This is a genomic window from Paracoccus halophilus (assembly GCF_000763905.1).
Classification (GTDB): domain Bacteria; phylum Pseudomonadota; class Alphaproteobacteria; order Rhodobacterales; family Rhodobacteraceae; genus Paracoccus; species Paracoccus halophilus.
The window spans coordinates 181,649-201,366 of the sequence record NZ_JRKN01000004.1 but is presented as its reverse complement, the minus strand read 5'-3'; the positions used below and the strand labels follow the sequence as shown (position 1 = coordinate 201,366).

The 19,718-nt window shown below is 65.7% G+C and carries 16 protein-coding genes; 8 read left to right on the top strand and 8 right to left on the bottom strand.

All coding sequences use genetic code 11. The features are described from left to right. Window positions 1-48: 48 nt before the first annotated feature. Both serA and IT41_RS04650 read right to left on the bottom strand, forming a co-directional pair. On the bottom strand, window positions 49-1,638 hold the full coding sequence (serA, locus tag IT41_RS04655) for a phosphoglycerate dehydrogenase (RefSeq protein ID WP_036739109.1): 1,590 nt from the start codon (window positions 1,636-1,638) through the stop codon (window positions 49-51). A 114-nt stretch (window positions 1,639-1,752) separates the two neighbouring features. After that, window positions 1,753-2,907 carry a phosphoserine transaminase gene (locus IT41_RS04650; RefSeq protein WP_036739054.1) on the bottom strand — a complete coding sequence of 385 codons (1,155 nt, stop codon included), beginning with the start codon at window positions 2,905-2,907 and terminating at the stop codon, window positions 1,753-1,755. A 166-nt stretch (window positions 2,908-3,073) separates the two neighbouring features. On the opposite strand from IT41_RS04650, the gene serB reads away from it, so the two are divergent. The 3 genes from serB to IT41_RS04635 all read left to right on the top strand — a co-directional run bounded on the left by serB (window position 3,074) and on the right by IT41_RS04635 (window position 6,259). Beyond that, the gene (serB, locus tag IT41_RS04645; protein ID WP_036739053.1) at window positions 3,074-3,949 is read left to right on the top strand and encodes a phosphoserine phosphatase SerB; all 876 of its coding nucleotides are present in this window, start codon (window positions 3,074-3,076) and stop codon (window positions 3,947-3,949) included. 91 nt (window positions 3,950-4,040) lie between these two features. Then, on the top strand, window positions 4,041-4,733 hold the full coding sequence (locus tag IT41_RS04640; RefSeq protein ID WP_036739107.1) for a CDP-alcohol phosphatidyltransferase family protein: 693 nt from the start codon (window positions 4,041-4,043) through the stop codon (window positions 4,731-4,733). A 56-nt stretch (window positions 4,734-4,789) separates the two neighbouring features. Then, window positions 4,790-6,259 carry an ABC transporter substrate-binding protein gene (locus IT41_RS04635; RefSeq protein ID WP_036739052.1) on the top strand — a complete coding sequence of 490 codons (1,470 nt, stop codon included), beginning with the start codon at window positions 4,790-4,792 and terminating at the stop codon, window positions 6,257-6,259. Window positions 6,260-6,313: 54 nt separating this feature from the next. Here IT41_RS04635 and IT41_RS04630 read toward each other — a convergent pair whose 3' ends face one another. From IT41_RS04630 to IT41_RS04620, 3 genes are all read right to left on the bottom strand, one after another. Further along, on the bottom strand, window positions 6,314-7,225 hold the full coding sequence (locus IT41_RS04630; RefSeq protein WP_036739049.1) for a lytic transglycosylase domain-containing protein: 912 nt from the start codon (window positions 7,223-7,225) through the stop codon (window positions 6,314-6,316). Window positions 7,226-7,328: 103 nt separating this feature from the next. Next, a complete protein-coding gene (locus IT41_RS04625; protein WP_036739048.1) occupies window positions 7,329-8,075 on the bottom strand; it encodes a L,D-transpeptidase in 747 nt (248 codons plus the stop codon). Window positions 8,076-8,404: 329 nt separating this feature from the next. Then, window positions 8,405-9,706, bottom strand: a complete 1,302-nt coding sequence (locus tag IT41_RS04620; RefSeq protein WP_036739047.1) for a D-amino acid dehydrogenase — start codon at window positions 9,704-9,706, stop codon at window positions 8,405-8,407. 248 nt (window positions 9,707-9,954) lie between these two features. On the opposite strand from IT41_RS04620, the gene IT41_RS04615 reads away from it, so the two are divergent. From IT41_RS04615 to IT41_RS04595, 5 genes are all read left to right on the top strand, one after another. Next, window positions 9,955-11,589 carry an MFS transporter gene (locus tag IT41_RS04615; RefSeq protein WP_036739045.1) on the top strand — a complete coding sequence of 545 codons (1,635 nt, stop codon included), beginning with the start codon at window positions 9,955-9,957 and terminating at the stop codon, window positions 11,587-11,589. A gap of 56 nt (window positions 11,590-11,645) precedes the next feature. After that, the gene (locus IT41_RS04610; RefSeq protein ID WP_036739043.1) at window positions 11,646-12,584 is read left to right on the top strand and encodes an ABC transporter permease; all 939 of its coding nucleotides are present in this window, start codon (window positions 11,646-11,648) and stop codon (window positions 12,582-12,584) included. Then, complete coding sequence (locus tag IT41_RS04605; RefSeq protein WP_036739042.1) at window positions 12,581-13,393, top strand: ABC transporter permease; 813 nt, start codon at window positions 12,581-12,583, stop codon at window positions 13,391-13,393. Before IT41_RS04610 ends, IT41_RS04605 begins: the two co-directional genes overlap by 4 nt. Beyond that, on the top strand, window positions 13,390-14,976 hold the full coding sequence (locus IT41_RS04600) for an ABC transporter ATP-binding protein (protein WP_036739041.1): 1,587 nt from the start codon (window positions 13,390-13,392) through the stop codon (window positions 14,974-14,976). Before IT41_RS04605 ends, IT41_RS04600 begins: the two co-directional genes overlap by 4 nt. 551 nt (window positions 14,977-15,527) lie before the next feature. After that, window positions 15,528-16,388, top strand: coding sequence for a D-amino-acid transaminase (locus tag IT41_RS04595; RefSeq protein WP_036739040.1), 861 nt, complete (start codon window positions 15,528-15,530; stop codon window positions 16,386-16,388). 81 nt (window positions 16,389-16,469) lie between these two features. Here the strand turns inward: IT41_RS04595 and IT41_RS04590 are convergent, their stop codons facing one another. The 3 genes from IT41_RS04590 to IT41_RS04580 all read right to left on the bottom strand — a co-directional run bounded on the left by IT41_RS04590 (window position 16,470) and on the right by IT41_RS04580 (window position 19,717). Then, window positions 16,470-17,318, bottom strand: a complete 849-nt coding sequence (locus IT41_RS04590) for a calcium-binding protein (RefSeq protein ID WP_139221669.1) — start codon at window positions 17,316-17,318, stop codon at window positions 16,470-16,472. 159 nt (window positions 17,319-17,477) lie between these two features. Beyond that, window positions 17,478-18,254 carry an amino acid ABC transporter ATP-binding protein gene (locus IT41_RS04585; protein WP_052081269.1) on the bottom strand — a complete coding sequence of 259 codons (777 nt, stop codon included), beginning with the start codon at window positions 18,252-18,254 and terminating at the stop codon, window positions 17,478-17,480. 11 nt (window positions 18,255-18,265) lie between these two features. Next, window positions 18,266-19,717 (bottom strand): amino acid ABC transporter permease, encoded by a 1,452-nt coding sequence (locus tag IT41_RS04580; protein WP_036739038.1) that lies wholly within the window; start codon window positions 19,715-19,717, stop codon window positions 18,266-18,268. Window position 19,718: the final 1 nt, after the last annotated feature.

The following is a 19,718-nucleotide window of genomic DNA, read 5'->3' as shown; positions in this document are numbered from 1 at the left end:
CCCGGTCAAGGAAAGCCCCCGAAGATTTACGTCAGGGGCCGGCCGGTTTCAAACCTCGAAATGCAGCGGACGGACCTGCAGGAACTTGTCGGTTGCGCGCAAGGCCTCCAGCACATCGGGACGCGCCGCCTCGTCCAGATAAAGGATCGCGATGGCGTCCTCGCCCGAACCGGTCCGGCCCAAGGTGAAGTTGGCGATGTTCACGCCCAGATCGCCCAGCGTCATCCCAAGGGCGCCGATCACGCCGGGCACGTCCTTGTTGCGGGTATAAAGCATGTGCTCGCCGATCTCGGCATCGACATTGATGCCGCGGATCTGGATGAAACGCGGCTTGCCGTCGCTGAACACGGTGCCGGCGATCGAGCGCTCGCGCGAATCGGTCACCACCGTCGCCTTGATATAGCCGTCGAAGACACCGGTCTTGGCCTGGGTCGTGGTCGCCACCTGCACGCCGCGCTCGGTGGCCATGACAGGGGCCGAAACCATGTTCACATCCGGGTTGGTGGCCTTCATCACCCCCGCGATCACCGCGGCGTTCAGCGCCTTGAGGTTCATCTCGGACGCCACGCCATCGTAAAGCACGTTGATCGCCTTGATCGGCTCATCGGTCATCTGACCGATAAAGGCGCCCAGATGCCCGGCCAGCTTGATCCAGGGCCCCATCACCGCAGCCTCCTCGGCCGTGACCGAGGGCATGTTCAGCGCGTTCTGTACCGCACCGGTCAGCAGGTAATCCGACATCTGCTCGGCCACCTGGATCGCCACGTTCTCCTGCGCCTCGCTGGTCGAGGCCCCCAGATGCGGCGTCACCACGACATTGGGCAGACCGAAAAGCGGGCTTTCCGTCGCAGGCTCGGTCGCGAATACGTCCAGCGCGGCGCCGGCCACATGGCCCGATTTCAGCAATTCCGCCAGCGCCTCCTCGTCGATCAGCCCGCCGCGCGCGGCATTGACGATGCGCACGCCCTTCCTGGTCTTGGCGAGGTTCTCGCGCGACAGGATATTGCGGGTCTTGTCGGTCAGCGGCACATGCAGCGTGATGAAATCGGCCTTGGCCAGCAACTCGTCCAACTCGACCTTGGTCACGCCGATTTCCCGCGCGCGATCCTCCGACAGGAAGGGGTCATAGGCCAGCACCTTCATATGCAGCCCCAATGCCCGGTCGATCACGATCGAGCCGATATTGCCCGCGCCGATCACGCCCAGCGTCTTGTTGAACAGCTCGACCCCCATGAACCGGTTCTTTTCCCATTTCCCTGCATGGGTCGAGGCACTCGCCTCGGGCAGTTGCCGCGCCACGGCGAACATCAGCGCGATGGCATGTTCTGCGGTGGTCACGCTGTTGCCAAAGGGCGTGTTCATCACGATCACGCCCTTTTTCGAGGCCGCCGGGATCTCGACATTGTCGACCCCGATCCCGGCGCGCCCGATCACCTTCAGATTGGCGGCATTCTCCAGAAGCTTCGCCGTCACCTTGGTCGCCGAGCGGATCGCCAGACCGTCATATTGACCGATGATCCCGGCCAGCTTTTCCTTGTCCTTGCCGACCTCCGGCAGGTAGTCGACATCGACGCCGCGATCGCGAAAGATCTGGACGGCAGTTTCCGAAAGCTTGTCCGAAACAAGAACCTTGGGCATTTTCTTCATCCTCTTGGACGAACAAGGACGGCGCGATGGCGCCCGCGCCTCGTTCTCTTTCATGTTCAAATATCCTGGGGGTCCGGGGGCAAGGCCCCCGGTCCGGCATCTCCGTCAGGCGATTTCCGCCTGCGCCTCGATCTCGGCGTTGAAGGCATATTCGATCCAGGGCATCAGCGCCGCGACATCCGAGGTCTCGACGGTCGAGCCGCACCAGATCCGCAGCCCGGGCGGCGCGTCGCGATAGGCGCCGGCATCCAGTGCCACGCCCTCTTTCTCCAGCCGCTTGGCGACCGCCTTGGCGAAAGCCGCACCGTCGCGGATCCGCGGATCGGTGAATTTCAGACAGACGCTGGTGGTCGAGGCCGTGGCCGGATCCTCGGCCAGATCGGCGATCCAGTCCTTGCCGGCGATGAAATCGCGCACCGCCGCGGCATTGGCATCGGCCCGCGCGATCAGCGCCTTGCGCCCGCCCAGCGAGCGCGCCCATTTCAGCGCCACCAGATAATCCTCGACGCAAAGCATCGAGGGCGTGTTGATCGTTTCGCCCTTGAAAATCCCCTCGATCAGCTTGCCGCCCTTGGTCAGGCGGAAAATCTTGGGCAGGGGCCATGCCGGGGTGTAACTCTCCAGGCGCTCGACGGCGCGCGGGCTCAGGATCAGGATGCCATGCGCACCCTCGCCGCCCAGCACCTTCTGCCAGGAGAACGTCACCACATCCAGCTTGTCGAAGGGCAACTCCATTGCAAAGGCCGCGCTGGTCGCGTCGCAAATGGTCAGGCCGGCCCGATCCGCCGGGATCGCGTCGCCATTCGGCAGCCGCACGCCCGAGGTCGTGCCGTTCCAGGTAAAGACCACGTCCTTGTCGAAATCGACCTGCGCGAAATCGACAATCCGGCCGTAATCGGCCTCGCGCACCATGGCGTCCAGCTTCAGCTGCTTGACCACATCGGTGACCCAGCCCGCGCCAAAGCTTTCCCAGGCCAGCATCTCGACCGGGCGCGCGCCCAAAAGCGACCACAGCGCCATCTCCATCGCGCCGGTATCCGAGGCGGGCACGATCCCGATCCGGTAATCCTGCGGAACGTCCAGAAGCTCGCGGGTCAGCTCGATCACCTCGGCCAGCCTGGCCTTGCCGATGGCGGCACGATGCGAACGGCCCAGCGGCGCGCCCTCCAGCATGTCCAGCGAAAAACTGGGGATCTTGGCACAGGGGCCCGAAGAAAAGCGCGGATTGGCCGGCCGCGCGGCCGGGGCAGTCATGCTCATATGTGTAGCCTTCCAGCTATTTAGCGCCGCGTTGGGGCGGCGTGTCCCACCGTCGGACCTATACCCGGCACCCGATTCCCGCAAGCGCTTTCTCATCTGCTGCGCGATTGAACCCGGGCCGCGCATTCGCTAGTGCTGCGCCCGACCCATCAGGCCCGGAGCCCCCATGTTCACCGTCACCATCCTCGCCGCCCCGAAACGCGCCGATCTGACACCGCGCCTGGTCGAGGATCTGCGCGCCCAGTGGAACGGCGGCCATGTGATCTGGCTGAACGCGGGCATCGCGGCCGAATTCCCGCTGGAGGCCCTGCCCGCCGATTTCTGGCCCATCTGGGAGGTGCTGCAGGCGCAGGGCTTCGACCTTGCGATTCAGCCGACCCGGACCCGGCGCAAGGCGATCCTGCTGGCCGATATGGATTCCACCATGATCGAGCAGGAATGCATCGACGAACTGGCCGATGTCGCCGGCGTCGGTGAACGCGTCGCCGCCATCACCGCCCGGGCAATGAACGGAGAGCTGAATTTCCACGAGGCCCTGATCGCCCGCGTCGCCCTGCTGTCCGGCCTGCCCGAAAGCGCCATCGGCGAGGTTCTGGACAGCCGCATCACGCTGGCGGCGGGCGGGCGCGAACTGGTCGCGACGATGCGCGCGCAGGGCGGTTATACCGCGCTCGTCTCGGGCGGGTTCACGGTCTTTACCGAGCCGGTCGCGACCGCGCTCGGCTTTGACGAGCATCGCGCCAATACGCTTCTGGCTGATAACGACCTGCTCACCGGCCATGTCGCCCTGCCCGTGCTGGGCCGCGAAGCCAAGGTCGAGGCGCTGCACGAAATCGCCGCCGCGCGCGGGTTCACACCCGCCGATGTCATCGCGGTCGGCGACGGCGCCAACGATCTGGGCATGTTGCAGCTTGCGGGCACGGGCGTGGCGCTGCATGCCAAGCCCTCGGTCGCGGCGCAGGTCGATCTGCGAATCAACCACGGCGATCTGACGGCGCTGCTCTATCTTCAGGGCTACGCGGCCGAGGAATTCGCGAATTAGCGGCGCAATCGCGCATCACGACACGGGCAAACCGGCCGGCAGGTCCGGGCAAGAACTTGCGAACATGACCGTTCGATGACACAAGCACATGATGAACCTGCGTCTCAAGGCTCTTCTCGTTCACCTGCTCACCGCCACGGGGGCGGTTCTTTCCATGCTGGCGCTGCTCGCCGCCGGCAATGGCGACTGGTCGATGATGTTCTTCTGGCTGGTCGTGGCGCTGATCGTGGACGGGGTCGATGGCCCGCTGGCGCGCCGCTATGACGTCAAGCACAACTGGCCGACCTATGACGGCGTGCTGATGGACCTGATCATCGACTATCTGACCTATGTCTTCATCCCCGCCTATGCGCTGTTCATGTCGGGGCTGCTGCCCGGCTGGACGGGCTGGATCGCGATCATCGCGATCACCTATGGCAGCGTCGTATATTTCGCCGATACCCGCATGAAGACAAAGGACAATTCCTTTTCCGGCTTTCCCGGATGCTGGAATATGGTGGTGCTGGTCCTGTTCGCGCTCAAGCCGAATTTCTGGGTGATCCTGTTCATCGTCGTGGTCCTGACCTACGCCATGTTCACCAATATCAAGTTCATCCACCCGGTCCGGACGGAACGCTGGCGCTGGATCTCGCTGCCTGTGGCCATCCTCTGGGTGGTGTTCGCGATCTGGGCGGCGATGGTCGATTTCCACGCCGAGACCTTCGCCCGCTGGGGCCTTCTGCTGACCTCGCTCTGGCTGCTTTTTGCCGGACTCGCCCAGCAACTGACCGCGAACCGGGCTTGATCGCCGGCGGTTTTGCCCGGAATGTGCCCCGGGTCAGCCAATCGAAAGGGACAGGAATGTTTGCCAGGCTCATGCGGGCGGTCGCATTCGCGGCGATCGCCTCCCCGGCCCTCGCGGCCCAGGACTCGATCATACTGGGCATGGTGCTCGAGCCGCCGAACCTCGACCCGACCGGAGGCGCCGCCGCCGCCATCGACGAGGTGGTCTATGCCAACCTGTTCGAGGGGCTGACCCGCATCGCTCCGGACGGCAGCGTGCAGCCCGCACTGGCCGAAAGCTGGGACATCTCAGGGGATGGCAGCGTCTATACCTTCCGCCTGCGCCCCGGCGTGACCTTCCACGATGGCAGCGCCTTCGACGCGCAGGACGTGATCTTCACGCTCGACCGCGCCCGGGCTCCGGACAGCACCAATGCGCAGAAAACCCTGTTCGAGGGGATCAGCACCGTCGAGGCCATAGACCCGCACACCGTCCGTATCGCGCTGAAATCCCCCGATGGCGCCCTGCCCTTCAAGCTGGCCTGGGGCGACGCGGTCATGGTCGAGCAGGCCAATATCGGCGATATCGCCTCGCATCCGGTCGGCACCGGCCCGTTCCGGTTCGGCGAATGGAAACAGGGCGATCATATCACCCTGACCGCCTATGATGGCTATTGGGGCGAAAAGCCGGCGCTGAAGACCGCCACCTTCCGCTTCATCAGCGATCCGACCGCCGCCTTCGCCGCGATCATGGCAGGCGACATCGACGCTTTCCCGATCTATCCCGCGCCCGAGACCCTGGCCCAGTTCCAGGCGGATCCGCGCTTCCGGGTGCTGGTCGGCACGACCGAGGGCGAAACCATCCTGGCGATGAACAATGCCCGCCCGCCGCTGGACGATCTGCGGGTGCGCAAGGCCATTTCGCACGCGATCAATCGGCAAGAGATCATCGACGGCGCGATGTTCGGCTACGGCACGCCCATCGGCACGCATTTCGCCCCCCATAGCCCCGATTACATCGACCTGACGGCGGAATCGCAGCACGATCCCGAACTGGCGAAAAGCCTGCTGGCCGAGGCGGGCGCCGACAGACTGACCCTGCGCCTTGCCCTGCCGCCCACCCCCTATGCGCGACGCGGCGGCGAGATCGTCGCGGCCGAGCTGCGTGCCGTCGGCATCGACACCCGGATCACCAATATGGAATGGTCGCAATGGCTCGAACAGGTGTTCGGGAACGCGGATTACGACCTGACCATCATCAGCCATGTGGAGCCGATGGATATCGGCATCTACGGGCGCGAGGATTATTACTTCAACTACGACAATCCCGCCTTCCGCGAGGTGATGGCCGAACTAGACGCCGCCACCGCGCCCGCGACGCGCTCGACACTCCTGAAACAGGCGCAGGAGATCATCGCCCGGGATCAAGTCAACGCCTATCTGTTCCAGCTTGCCAAGACCGGCGTCGCCAGGGCCGAACTGCAAGGGCTGTGGGAAAATGCGCCAATGCCCGCCAACGACCTGACGCAGGTCCGCTGGGCAGAATAGCCCGTTTCTTCTTCATTCAAATATCCATGCCGAACGCCGCCACCCGCGCGGCGTTCAGTTCTTCAGCACCAGACAGCGGCCGCCCAGACCGCGCAGCCGGGCGCAAAAGGCATAGGCCTCGGTCTTCGAGGAATAGCCGATCTGCGCGGTATACATCCTGCGCGGCGCGCCCGAAATCTTGCGCCGCACATAGCCGATGCGCTTGCCGCCCAGGATCGGGCGCAGCGTCCGGTTCAGCCGCGACACCTGGCTGGTCGCGCCGGCGCGGCTGGCATGGGCGGCGACGATCACGCCCCAGGGCCAGACGCGGTCCGGCGTCTGGAATTCGCGCAGCTTGCGGTTGCCCGCCAGATCGATGCAGGCCGCGCGAAAGGGGCGCTCCCTGTCCAGCCTTATATCCAGCTCGCCCGGCGGATCGTCGCGCCAGTTCCACGCGGTCCGGCCGGTGATCGCCTCGACGTAATCCTGCGTCTCCCAGGGCAGGCTGCCGCCCTGCGCGATGAAACGCGCGGCGCGGTTCTCGCCACCGTTATAGGCCACCGCCGCCAGCCCGACATTGCCGAAACTGTCGGTCAGCTGGCGCAGATAACGGGCCGAGGCCTCGATCGCCTTTGCCGGGTTGAAGGGATCGTCCAGCCCCACCATCTCGGCGGTGCCGGGCATGAACTGCGCGATTCCCATCGCGCCGACGGGGCTGATGGCATTGGCCTCGAACAGGCTTTCCTTCCACAGCAGCCGGGCGAGGAAATTCGGGTCCAGCCGGTTCTTTCCCGCCGCGCGCTCGATGGTGCGACAGACATCGGGCACATAGGTCGCGACCGCGATGCAATGCCCGCCGTCATCGGTGCAGCGCAACTGGTCCGAGTCGCGCGGCGCGGGCAGCCCATGCACCGGATCGACCGCCTCATAGGCCGGGGCGGAAAAGGCGACAAGTGTCGCGGCCAGGGTCAGGACAAGACGCAGCATCGTTTCCCGAACGCAAGAACATCCCGATCCAGATAGCAGCCCCGGGCCGGTTTGCAAACCGCGTTGCGGCCGGCGCGTGCCGGCCGCGCGATGCAGCCGAGATCTATTGCGGTTGAACGGCCGCGGCGGTCTGCAGATCGCGCTCGCGCACCAGATAGCCGTTCGGCTGCTGGATCATCGGCCCTTCCAGCGCGATGCTTTCGGCCCGGGTCCGCACCTTGACCGGGGTGCCCAGGGGGATCTCTTCGAACAGGTCCATGGCATCCTGGTTGAACAGGCGGATACAGCCGGCCGAGGTGGCCTTACCGATCGAGGACGGGTCCATCGTGCCGTGAATGCGATACATGGTGTCGCGGCTGCCCTTGTAGAGATAGAGCGCACGCGAGCCCAGCGGATTGTCGACACCGCCCTTGAGACCGCCCCTCAGCGGGCCGTAAAGCTCGGGCTGGGTGCGGACCATGTTGGCGGTGGGCGTCCAGCTGGGCCAGGCCTGCTTGCGGCGGATCGTGGCACTGCCGGCAAAGTTCTTGCCGGCCTGCCCGACGGCGACGCCGAAACGCATCGCTTCGCCATTCTCCAGCACATGGTACAGGAAACGCGCATAGGGATCGACGACGATGGTGCCCGGCCGTTCGGGGCCGTTATAGGCGACGCGCTGGCGGGTGTTCTGTTCGTTCAGATAGGCCGGGCGCACGGCCGGAATGTCGATCGGCTCGGAATTGGGGCCGGAATCGATCCGGGCGCCATATATGCCCTGCGTGGTCGTGGTCGGGGTGGTCGTGGCTTCGGGCGGGGCGGCGCAGGCGGCAAGCACAAACCCCAATGCCAGCATAAGCGAAGCAAGGCGCATCGGTATTTCCCTTCGTAACGCACTGCGCCGCAGAGGGCGCAGACGTGGCAGCATTAACATATCACAACGTCGCGCGCACCGCCCGAGCAGAGGGCGGCACGACTCGTATAGCCGTAACAGTCGCCGGCACCGACGCTGCGTCAAGGGCAAGCCCCGCTTCAATGACAAAACGTTACCAGAGTGTTGCTATACGGTTTTCGGCGAAACCTCCCCGAAACCCTTATGAAACAAGCGAAAAACCTGATGCGCAGCGAATCCGGCCGGTGCCACGAATGCGAAAGGGCCGGGTTCGGAACCCGGCCCTTGTCTTGTGACAGGCTTGAGGCCGTTCAGGCGCGCGCGGGCTGCAGCGAACCGCCGATGCCGTCGCGCAGGCCGCGCTGGTAACGCGCATAGCCCAGATCCTCTGCGGCGATATCCGGCTTGCGCCCCGAGATCAGATCGGCCAGCAGGCGGCCCGAGCCCGCAGACATGGTCCATCCCAGAGTTCCGTGGCCGGTATTCAGGAACAGGTTCGCGATCGGCGTCGCGCCGACGATCGGGGTTCCGTCGGGCGTCATCGGACGCAGCCCGGTCCAGAACTCGGCCTTGGCCGGGTCGCCGGCGCCGCCGAACAGTTCGCTCACCGATTTCGCCAGCGTCGCATGGCGGCGCGGGTTCAGGCTCAGGTCGTAACCGGCGATTTCCGCCAGCCCGCCGACGCGGATGCGGCTGCCCAGACGGGTGATCGCGATCTTGTAGGTCTCGTCCATGACGGTCGAGACGGGGGCGCGGCTTTCATCCTCGATATCGATGGTCAGCGAATAGCCCTTGAGCGGATAGACCGGCAGCTTGACGCCCAGATGGCGCACCATCTGCGGCGAATGCGGCCCCATGGCCAGCACATAGCGGTCGGCGGTCATCCGGCCCTGATCGGTCTGAACGCCGGTGATCCGCCCGTTCGCGGCCTGCAGCCGCTCGACCGTCACGCCCCAGCGGAAGGTCACGCCGGCCGCCACGGCCATTTCGGCCAGCCGGTTGGTGAACTTGAAGCAATCGCCGGTCTCGTCGCCCGGCAGGCGCAGCCCGCCGGCGATCCGCTCGGCCGAGGCGGCCAGCCCCGGCTCGGCGGCGATGCAACCCGCGCGGTCCAGCACCTCGAAGGGAACACCGTCAGCTCGGAGCACCTCGATATCCTTGCCGGCCGCGTCAAGCTGCTCGGGCTTGCGGAACAGCTGCAGCGTGCCCTGCATGCGCTGGTCGTATTCGATCCCCGTCTCGGCGCGCAGTTCGCCCAGGCAGTCGCGGCTGTATTCGGCCAGCCGGACCATGCGGCTCTTGTTGATCGCATAGGCCGACGAGGTGCAGTTGGCCAGCATCCGCGCCATCCAGGACACGCGATGCCAGTCCAGGCGCGGCTGCAGGACCAGCGGCGCATGGCGCTGGAACATCCATTTCAGCGCCTTGAGCGGCACACCCGGCGCGGCCCAGGGCGAGGAATAGCCGGGCGAGATTTCGCCTGCATTGGCATAGCTGGTTTCCAGCGCCGGGCCCTGCTGGCGGTCGATCACGGTGACTTCATGTCCGGCCTTGGCCAGATACCATGCCGAGGTGACGCCCAGCACACCTGCTCCGAGGATGATGACTTTCATGTTCGCGCTCCCTCTCCTTCGTGTTGCCGACAAGAATAACATTCCGCAGGAAAATGAATTCCCGATCTGGCCGCCAAACTACGGCATTGCGGATATTATATTCGACATAAATGGAAAATTATCGAAGAACATTCGATAATAAAAAGATATGGTGGGATATATGCCCTTGCGCCGGGAATCATCGCCGGATGATTGCAGCCCATGGGCGGTATGCGTAGGCTGGGCCTGCCGCCCCAGGTGATCAGGACATGCCCAGCCAAGCCCGCCAGAGCCCCCTCGCCCCGTTCAGACACACCGATTTCCGACTGCTCTGGTCGGCCACGCTGATCTCGAATTTCGGGGCGCTGGTGCAGGCTGTCGGCGCGGCATGGATGATGACGCAGCTGACGGATTCGGCCACGCTGATCGCGCTGGTGCAGGCGTCGAACACCCTTCCGATCATGATTTTCGCTCTGATTTCAGGAGCCTTGGCCGATATCCTGGACCGACGGACATTGCTTCTGGGGGCGCAGCTGTTCATGGCCCTGGCCTCGGTCCTGCTGGCGGTGCTGACCTGGCAGGGGCTGATGACGCCGCTGCTGCTTTTGTCGCTGACCTTCCTGATCGGGGTCGGCCAGGCGATCTACAACCCGCCATGGCAGGCCAGCATGCAGGACCTTGTCCCGCGCGAGGACCTGCCGGCGGCGGTCACGCTGAATTCCGTCGGCTTCAACCTGATGCGCAGTATCGGCCCGGCGGCGGGCGGGATAATCACCGCGGCCTTTGGTGCGGCGGCGGCTTTTCTTGTCAACGCGGTCAGCTATGTCCCGCTGCTGGCGGCGCTGGCGCGCTGGCGCCCGGCCCCGCCTCCGCGCACCACCTCGCCCGAGCCCTTTGTCTCGGCGGTGGGGGCGGGGCTGCGCTATGTCGCGCTGTCGCCCAACCTGATGCGGGTGCTGCTGCGCGCAGCGCTGTTCGGCTTTTCGGCCATTGTCATCATGGCGCTGCTGCCCGTGGTCGCCAAGGAGCAGCCCCGGGGCGGGTCGCTGCTTTTCGGCCTGCTGCTGGGCTGTTTCGGCCTGGGCGCGATTCTCGGCGCGCTGATCAACCCGCATATGCGCGAGCGGCTGGATAACGAGAACGTCGTCCGGGTCGCATTCGCCGCCTTTGGCTGCTCGGCGCTGGCGCTGGCCTGGACCGACAGCGTCTGGGCGCATGCGCTGGCCATGCTGCCCGCCGGCGCAAGCTGGGTGCTGGCCCTGTCGCTGTTCAATGTGACCGTGCAGCTGTCCACCCCGCGTTGGGTGGTGGCGCGCGCCCTGGCGCTTTACCAGACCGCGGTCTTTGGCGGCATGGCTGTGGGAAGCTGGATCTGGGGCATGGTCGCCTCGGCCCATGGCGTCGGCGCGGCGCTGGCGCTCTCGGCCATCCCGCTGTTTCTGGGTGCGGTTCTGGGGCACTGGCTGCGCATCCCGGAATTCTCGACATTGAATCTGGATCCGCTGAACCGTTTCCGCGAGCCCTCGCTGGGGCTGGACCTGCGCGGCCGCTCGGGTCCGATCATGGTGACCGTGGATTATATCATCGATCAGCAGGACGTGCCCGAGTTCCTGCGCCTGATGGCGCTTCGCCGCAATATCCGCCGCCGCGACGGGGCGCGCAACTGGGCGCTGCTGCGCGATCTTGAAAGCCCCGAGCAATGGACCGAAAGCTATCATATCGCGACATGGGACGAATATATCCGCCACAACCAGCGCCGCACCATGTCCGATTTCGAGACATACGAGGACCTGCACAAGCTGCATCGCGGCCCGAACCCGCCCGTCGTCCGCCGGATGATCGAGCGCCATACCGTCCCGGCCAGCGACGACACGCCTCTGGTCGGCAAGCTGGAACTGCCATAGGCAAATTTACGCAAAGTTCGCTTTACCCATTCCGCAGCGAGGGCTAGCTTTTTGCCATGCGGCGCTATGTGATCCGTCGGGTGCTCTCGCTTGGTCTCAGCCTTGCTGTGGCCTCGATACTGATTTTTCTGGTGGTCGAACTGGTGCCGGGCGATCCGGCCAGCTACATGCTGGGCACCGGCGCGCAGCCCGATACCATCGCCGCCCTGCGCGAGCAGATGGGGCTGGACCTGCCGCTGCCGCAACGCTACGGCAACTGGATCGCCGGCGTGCTGAGCGGAGATTTCGGCCACAGCTTCACCTACAAGACGCCGGTCGCCGGGATGATCGCCGAGCGGATGCAGGTTTCGCTGCCGCTGACGCTGATGGCGCTGGCGCTGGCCGTGGCGATTGCCCTGCCGATCGGCATGTTCGCCGCCGCCCGTCGCGGCGGGGCGGGCGATACATTGGTGATGGGGGCCACGCAGATCGGCATCTCGCTGCCGAATTTCTGGTTCGCCATGCTGCTGGTGCTGGTCTTTGCGGTCAATCTGCGCTGGCTTCCGGCCGGCGGTTTTGCCGGCTGGGACAATCCGCTGGAGGCGCTGAAATCGCTGATCCTGCCCGCCATCGCGCTGGCATTGCCGCAGGGCGCCATCCTCGCGCGCGTGCTGCGCTCCTCGCTGGTCGAGACGCTGGGACAGGATTACATCCGCACCGCCCGCGCCAAGGGCCTGAGCCGCGCACAGGCGCTGTCGCGCCACGCGCTGCGCAATGCGCTGATCCCGGTGCTCACCATCATCGGCATGCAGTTCTCGTTCCTGCTGGCCGGCGCGATCATCATCGAGAATGTCTTTTACCTGCCCGGACTTGGCCGGCTGATCTTTCAGGCCATCAACCAGCGCGACCTGATCGTGGTGCAGGGCGCGGTTCTTGTGCTGGTCGCCACCGTCATCCTGGTCACCTTTCTGGTCGATATGGGCTATGCGCTGATCGACCCGAGGCTGCGCAAATGAGGGCGTCGCTGATCGTCGGCGGGCTGCTTTCGGGGCTGGCGCTGCTCGCCGCGCTTCTGTCCTATGTCTGGACGCCGGGCGACGTGCTGCAGCTTGCGGTCGCCGACAAGCTGCAACCGCCCTCGGCCGGGCATCTGCTGGGCACCGATCAGCTGGGCCGCGACATGCTGTCGATGATCATGGTGGGGGCGCGCACCTCGCTGGCGGTGGCGCTGGTCGCGGTCGGCATCGGCATGGGTCTTGGCGTGCCGCTGGGCCTTCTGGCCGCCGCGCGGCATGGCGGCTGGCTGGACGAGATCATCATGCGCGGCAACGACCTGATCTTCGCCTTTCCGAGCCTTGTCATCGCGATCCTGATCACCGCCGCCCTGGGGCCGTCGGCGACGAACGCGATCATCGCCATCGGCATCTTCAACATCCCGGTCTTCGCCCGCGTCACGCGCGGCGCGGCGCTGCCGATCTGGGTGCTGGACTATATCCGCGCGGCGCGGGTGGCGGGCAAGGGGCGCGCGCGGATCAGCATCCAGCATATCCTGCCCAATATCGCCAATCTGCTGATCGTGCAGGGCACCATCCAGTTCAGCATGGGCATCCTGGCCGAGGCCGGGCTGTCCTATGTCGGGCTGGGCGCGCAGCCGCCAACGCCAAGCTGGGGCCGCATGCTGGCCGAGGCGCAGACCATGTTCGCCATCGCCCCCCATGTCGCGGTCATTCCCGGGCTGGCCATCGTCATCACCGTCCTGGGGCTGAACCTGCTGGGCGACGGGCTGCGCGACGCGCTGGACCCGAGATTGCGCAGGTCGCCATGATCGAGACCCGCGACCTTGCGCTGTCCATCGGCACGCATCAGATCCTGCATGACATCGACCTGCGCCTGACGCCGGGCCGGATCACCGGGCTGGTAGGCGAATCCGGCTCGGGGAAATCCATGGCGGCGCTGGCGATCATCGGGCTGCTGCCGCCGGCGGCGCGGGCCCAGGGACGGGTCGATCTGGACGGCGACAACCTGCTCGACATGCCCGAGCGCGAGCTGTGCCGCATCCGCGGCAGGCGCATCAGCATGATCTTTCAGGAACCGATGACGGCGCTGAACCCGCTGATGACCATCGGCGAGCAGGTGGCCGAGTCGCTGCGCATCCACCAGCGCCTTGACCGCAAGGCGGCGCTGGCGCGCGCGCGCGAAAGACTGGACCGCGTCGGTCTGCCGGCGCCGCGCTTTCCGCTGACACTGTTTCCGCATGAGCTCTCGGGCGGTCAGCGCCAGCGCGTCGCCATTGCGCTGGCAATCGCCGAGCGTCCCGACCTGCTGATCGCGGATGAGCCGACCACCGCGCTGGACGTGACCACGCAGGCGCAGATCCTCGACCTGCTGCGCGATCTGGTGCGCAACGAGAACATGGCGATGCTGCTGATCACCCATGACCTTGCGGTGGTGGCAGGCATCGCGGATCGCGTGGCCGTCATGCAGCGCGGCGTCATCGTCGAGGAAGGCCCGACCGAGGATCTGTTGCGCCGCCGCGCCCATCCCTATACCCGGCAACTGTTCCAGGCGACCACGCATCAGCCCCGCCTTGTGCTGCGCGCCAGCCCCCGCACGCCCCTGCTGCGGGTCGAGAGCGCGCGGCGCGAATATCCCCTGCCCCGCGCCTCGGCCCGGGAAGCGGCCGGCGTCCTGCGGGCGGTGGACGATGTCAGCTTTCAGATCGACCGGGGCGAATCGGTGGGACTGATCGGCGAATCGGGTTGCGGGAAATCGACCCTGACCCGCGCCATCCTGGGCCTCGACCCGCTGCAGGGCGGCCGCATCACCCTGGACGGGCAGGAGGTCCGCGCCGGCCCCGCCATGCCCGCCGATCTGCGCGCGCGGATGCAGATCGTGTTTCAGGACCCGTTCGGCAGCTTCGATCCGCGCTGGCGGGTCGAGCGGCTGGTCGCCGAGCCGTTTCACCTGATCGGCCGGCCCCGCGACTGGCGCGAGCAGGTGGCCGAGGCGCTCTACGAGGTCGGCATCACCGGCGATGTCATGCGCCGCCATATCCACGAATTTTCCGGCGGCCAGCGCCAGCGCATCGCCATTGCCCGCGCGCTGATCATCAAGCCGCGCCTGATCGTGCTGGACGAGGCGGTCAGCGCGTTGGACGTGCGGGTCCGGGCGCAGGTTCTGGACCTGCTGGCGCGGCTGCGCGCCAGCCACGGGCTGGCGTATCTGTTCATCAGCCACGATCTTTCGGTGGTTCGCCGGATCACCGACCGGGTGCTGATCATGGAAAAGGGCAGGCTGGTGGAAACCGGCACCACCGGCGAGGTGATGGAGAATCCCCAGCACGCCTATACCCGGCGGCTGATCGCGGCCTCGCCCCGCATCCCCGAGGCATGGGGGGCCGAGGAATAGCTCAACGGGCAAGCGGCCAGCAGCCCCGCCCGAATCAGCGATTCGCACCCCGGCGCCGCGCAGCGGACAGCCACCGGGCGCGAACAGGTTCCCGCAGCCGGGCCGCGATCGGCACGGCCTGCACAGCGCCGGCGATCACCGGCCCGATAGGCAGATTTGCCTAAGTCACAGATTTTTCATGAAATAGACATGAAGCACATGCAGAGCACCGGCCCAAAAACAACAGGCCTTGCGACGAACGCAAGGCCTGCTGCTCCTCCCCTGAATGGCGGCCAGCCTCCCCGCGTGGCCGCCCAGGTATCCCGCTCCGTCCGGCGACCCTCACATCTGCCTGACGATCCATCACTTTTGCCTGAAGGGCGGAAGCTCTGTCAACTCGCACGCGTGCCGGATAGGCGGTTGATCGCCGGAGCGGCAATTCTCGCCGCCCGCGTTTCCGGCCGGCGCCGTCCGCTTGTCAATCTTGACGGCCTGCCGCTTCTGGCGCAGGACCGCTGGACACGGCCGGACAGACCGGCCGCGCCCGCCCTTGCGAACACGAGAGGAACGACATGACCCGCACCGTCTATCTGAATGGCGAATACCTGCCGGAAACCGAGGCCCGCGTCTCGATCTTCGATCGCGGCTTCGTGATGGGCGACGGCGTCTACGAGGTCACCAGCGTGCTGGATGGCCGGATCCTGGAATTCACCGGCCATATGAACCGCCTGACCCGGTCGCTGAACGAAATGGGCATGGAGAACCCGCTGGACGAATCCGAATGGCTGGCCATCCATCGCAGGCTGATCGAGCTGAACGACATCGACGAGGGGCTGATCTATCTGCAGGTCACGCGCGGCAATGCCGGCGACCGCGATTTCGCCTATCCGCCCGCCGACACGCCGCAGACGGTGGTGCTGTTCACGCAAAGCAAGCCCGGCCTTGCCGACAATCCGGCCGCCAAATCCGGCCTGCGGGTGATTTCCCTGCCGGATCTGCGTTGGGGCCGGCGCGACATCAAGACGGTGCAACTGCTCTACCCCTCGATGGCCAAGATGGAGGCCAAGGCGCGGGGCGTCGATGAAGCCTGGTTCACCGAGGATGATCTGGTGACCGAGGGCACCTCGAACAACGCCTATATCGTCAAGGGCGGCAAGATCATCACCCGGCAATTGTCGAACGATATCCTGCACGGGATCACCCGCGCATCGCTCTTGCGCTATGCCGCCGAGGCGCAGATGCAGATCGAGGAGCGCCCCTTTTCCATCGCCGAGGCGCAGGCGGCGGATGAGGCCTTTGTCACCTCGGCCTCGGCCTTCGTGCTGCCGGTGGTGGAAATCGACGGCGCGACACTGAACGGTGGCCGGCCCGGCCCTGTCGCGGCCCGGCTGCGCGAGCTTTATATCGAGGAATCGCTGAAACGCGCGGTCTGAGCGCAGCGAGCCCGCCCGGCAACGGGAAAGGCGCGCGGGCTTCCCCGCGCGCCTTTTTCAATGCCCGTCTCCGGATCCGGCTCAGGCGTCGGCGGTTTCGCGGACCAGCTGGATCGGATCGACATCGCGGACCAGAACCGAGCGCAGGATGGCGATTTCCTCGCCGTCCAGCACCACGCGCACATCCTCGCCGTCCTGCACCAGTTCATACTCCTCCTCGCCGGCATAATCCTCGGCCAGGGTGATGGTGAGAATGTCGGCGCCGCCCAGCATGATATCGGCCGGCCCGCCGGCATCGCTGCGCAGAATGATGGAATCCGACCCGGACCCGGCATCGACCAGATCGCCGGCGCCGGCATGGATGGTATCGCGCCCTTCGCCGCCCAGGAGCGTGTCGGGCGCCTCGGGGTCCGAGGCATCGGCCGACAGGATCAGGTCGTCACCCGACTCGCCCTCGATATAGACCGAGCCGCCATAATCCTCGATCTGGTCGTCGCCTTCACCGCCCAGCACCGAATGGTTGCCCAGATTGGTGATGATGGTGTCGCGGCCAATCCCGCCATCGATGGTGTCATTGCCCTCCTCGGCGCCTTCGTCATATTCGCCGTAAATATCGTGCTGGCCGCCCAGATAGATCTCGTCATTGCCCGGATCGGCGATGACGGTATCATCGCCATAGCCCGCGCCGATTATGTCATCGCCCGCGAGGCCGTCGAAAAGCTCGTCATCGTCGTCGCCAGCGATACCGTCGTCGCCGTCCGTGCCGGTCAGGACCTGGTCGTCATCGTCATCCTCGATCCTGACATCGGGATGCAGGCGGGGATCATCGGCCGGCCCCTCCGGCGGATGGTCGTCGTCATTGCCGGACACGGCCGCGCCGATTCCCACAAGGCCAAGCAGGCCCAGCATCAGGAAGATGGTCTGATTCATCGTCAATTCTCTCCGCAACGGTTGGCGGCAAGATAGACCGTTCATTCCCCGGCCTGCAACCGTTCAGCCGCGCCCTGCCCCGGCCATGGCGGATATCCGGGGAAAACCCGGCCGCCACGCGCATGACGGCAGAGGCGCAATCGCCGGCGATGGCGCCGGTCAATGCCCCAGGATCTGGCTGAGAAACAGCTTGGTGCGTTCCGATTTCGGATTGTTGAAGAATTCGGTCGGGGTGTTCTGCTCGACGATCTGGCCCTGATCCATGAAGATCACCCGGTGCGCGACCGCCTGGGCAAAGCCCATCTCATGGGTCACGCAGAGCATGGTCATGCCCTCCTCGGCCAGTTCGATCATGGTGTCGAGCACCTCCTTGATCATCTCGGGGTCGAGCGCGCTGGTCGGCTCGTCGAACAGCATGATCCGCGGACGCATGCACAGCGCGCGCGCGATGGCGACGCGCTGCTGCTGGCCGCCGGACAGCTGGCCGGGATATTTCCGCGCCTGATCGGGGATCCTGACCTTTTCCAGGAAATGCATCGCCGTTTCCTCGGCCTCGCGCCGGGGGATCTTGCGCACCCAGATCGGCGCCAGCGTGCAGTTCTCCAGAATCGTCAGGTGCGGGAACAGGTTGAAATGCTGAAACACCATGCCGACCTCGGAGCGAACCTTGTCGATATTCTTCAGGTCATGGGTCAGTTCGGTGCCATCGACGACGATCTTGCCGGTCTGGTGCTCTTCCAGCCGGTTGATGCAGCGGATCAGCGTGGACTTGCCCGAGCCCGAGGGGCCGGCGATCACGATCCGCTCGCCGCGGCTGACATGCAGGTCGATATCGCGCAGCACGTGAAAGGTGCCGTACCATTTGTTGAGCTTGACGATGTCGATCGCCGTCTCATCCGCTTGCCGGGTTTCGGCGGTCAGGGGTTGCATGCTCATGGACAGGCTCCTCAGCGGTTGCCGCGCTTCAGGCGGCGCTCAAGATGCATCGAATAGCGCGACATGCCGAAGCACAGGACAAAGAAGATCGCGCCGACAAAGAAATAGGGCTCCCAATAGGCGCCTTTCCATTCGAAGCTGGCGCGGACGGTGTCGGACATCGCCTTCAGCGGATCGAACAGGCCGACAAAGACGACCAGCGTGGTGTCCTTGAACATGCCGATAAAGGTCGAGACGATCCCCGGGATCGAGATTTTCAGCGCCTGCGGCAGGATGATCAGGCGCTGCGCCTTCCAGTAATCCAGCCCAAGCGCGTCGGCGGCCTCGTATTGTCCGCGCGGCAGCGCGGCCAGCCCGCCGCGGATCACCTCGGCGACATAGGCGGCGGAAAACAGCGTCACCATGATGATGACGCGCAGCACGATGTCGAAACTCGTGCCGGGCGGCAGGAAATAGTTCAAGAGCAGCGAGGCCACGAACAAGAGCGCGATCAGCGGCACGCCGCGGATGAACTCGATGAACATCACCGCCAGCATCTTGACCACCGGCATATCCGAACGCCGCGCCAGCGCCAGCACGATGCCGATGGGCAGGGACAGCGCGATGCCGGCGATGCCGATGGTGATCGACAGCACGAAACCACCGAACTGGTCCGAGGTCACCGGCACCAGCCGCAGCGGCACCGCCCCGGCCAGCAGCCCGGCAAGAGGCGCGGACACCAGCCACCACCACAGCGCCGCGGCAGCCGCCCCGGCCGCCACGGCGAGCATGCCGAAACGCGCAGCTACCCGCCACACCGCAAGGCCGACGCCAAAGCCCGCCAGCACCATGACCGGCCCCCAGAGCGACCCGCCCCACAGCAGCCAGACCCCGGCAAAGGGATAAAGCAGACTGGCCAGCAGCGCCCGCCCCGGGCGTGCGTCGATCAGCGCCGACCATGCCAGCATCAGCGCCGTCATGCCGGCCAGCACCGCAAGGCCGGTGTCCAGCATGGCCGCCGACAGCACGGTCAGCACGGTCGCGATGGCCAGCACGATCCGCCGCGCCCGGACGCTGGCGCCGAAGAGCAAGGGCGCCAGCGCCAGAAACAGCAATCCGAAGGCAAGGATCGGCCGCCAGTAGAATTCCTGCGGATAGAAGCCAAGAACGAACTGGTGCCAGCGGGCCCTGATGACCGCGAAACAGGCGCCATTGGCCTCGGGGCCATAGGTTTCGGAAACGATCTGGCGGCATTCCCGGATGCTGCCCGCGTTCCAGACCGAATGCGACAGCCAGGGCCACAGCGTATCGAAGATCAGCCACAGGATGCCGAGCCCGATCAGGGTCAGCAGGATGTTCACCGGGCCCGAGAACAGGTTCGCGCGCAGCCACAGCACCGCGCCCGAGCTGCGCATGGGCGGCGGCTGCGGCGGCAGCATGCTGTCGCGGACATAGGCGACGGTCTGGGCATGGGTCTCGCTCATC

Excerpts from the sequence above, each read along its gene's own strand:
- serA (WP_036739109.1), bottom strand. The coding sequence starts at position 1,638 with ATGCCCAAGGTTCTTGTTTCGGACAAGCTTTCGGAAACTGCCGTCCAG.
- IT41_RS04650 (WP_036739054.1), bottom strand. The coding sequence starts at position 2,907 with ATGAGCATGACTGCCCCGGCCGCGCGGCCGGCCAATCCGCGCTTTTCT.
- serB (WP_036739053.1), top strand. The coding sequence starts at position 3,074 with ATGTTCACCGTCACCATCCTCGCCGCCCCGAAACGCGCCGATCTGACA.
- IT41_RS04640 (WP_036739107.1), top strand. The coding sequence starts at position 4,041 with ATGAACCTGCGTCTCAAGGCTCTTCTCGTTCACCTGCTCACCGCCACG.
- IT41_RS04635 (WP_036739052.1), top strand. The coding sequence starts at position 4,790 with ATGTTTGCCAGGCTCATGCGGGCGGTCGCATTCGCGGCGATCGCCTCC.
- IT41_RS04630 (WP_036739049.1), bottom strand. The coding sequence starts at position 7,225 with ATGCTGCGTCTTGTCCTGACCCTGGCCGCGACACTTGTCGCCTTTTCC.
- IT41_RS04625 (WP_036739048.1), bottom strand. The coding sequence starts at position 8,075 with ATGCGCCTTGCTTCGCTTATGCTGGCATTGGGGTTTGTGCTTGCCGCC.
- IT41_RS04620 (WP_036739047.1), bottom strand. The coding sequence starts at position 9,706 with ATGAAAGTCATCATCCTCGGAGCAGGTGTGCTGGGCGTCACCTCGGCA.
- IT41_RS04615 (WP_036739045.1), top strand. The coding sequence starts at position 9,955 with ATGCCCAGCCAAGCCCGCCAGAGCCCCCTCGCCCCGTTCAGACACACC.
- IT41_RS04610 (WP_036739043.1), top strand. The coding sequence starts at position 11,646 with ATGCGGCGCTATGTGATCCGTCGGGTGCTCTCGCTTGGTCTCAGCCTT.
- IT41_RS04605 (WP_036739042.1), top strand. The coding sequence starts at position 12,581 with ATGAGGGCGTCGCTGATCGTCGGCGGGCTGCTTTCGGGGCTGGCGCTG.
- IT41_RS04600 (WP_036739041.1), top strand. The coding sequence starts at position 13,390 with ATGATCGAGACCCGCGACCTTGCGCTGTCCATCGGCACGCATCAGATC.
- IT41_RS04595 (WP_036739040.1), top strand. The coding sequence starts at position 15,528 with ATGACCCGCACCGTCTATCTGAATGGCGAATACCTGCCGGAAACCGAG.
- IT41_RS04590 (WP_139221669.1), bottom strand. The coding sequence starts at position 17,318 with ATGAATCAGACCATCTTCCTGATGCTGGGCCTGCTTGGCCTTGTGGGA.
- IT41_RS04585 (WP_052081269.1), bottom strand. The coding sequence starts at position 18,254 with ATGAGCATGCAACCCCTGACCGCCGAAACCCGGCAAGCGGATGAGACG.
- IT41_RS04580 (WP_036739038.1), bottom strand. The coding sequence starts at position 19,717 with ATGAGCGAGACCCATGCCCAGACCGTCGCCTATGTCCGCGACAGCATG.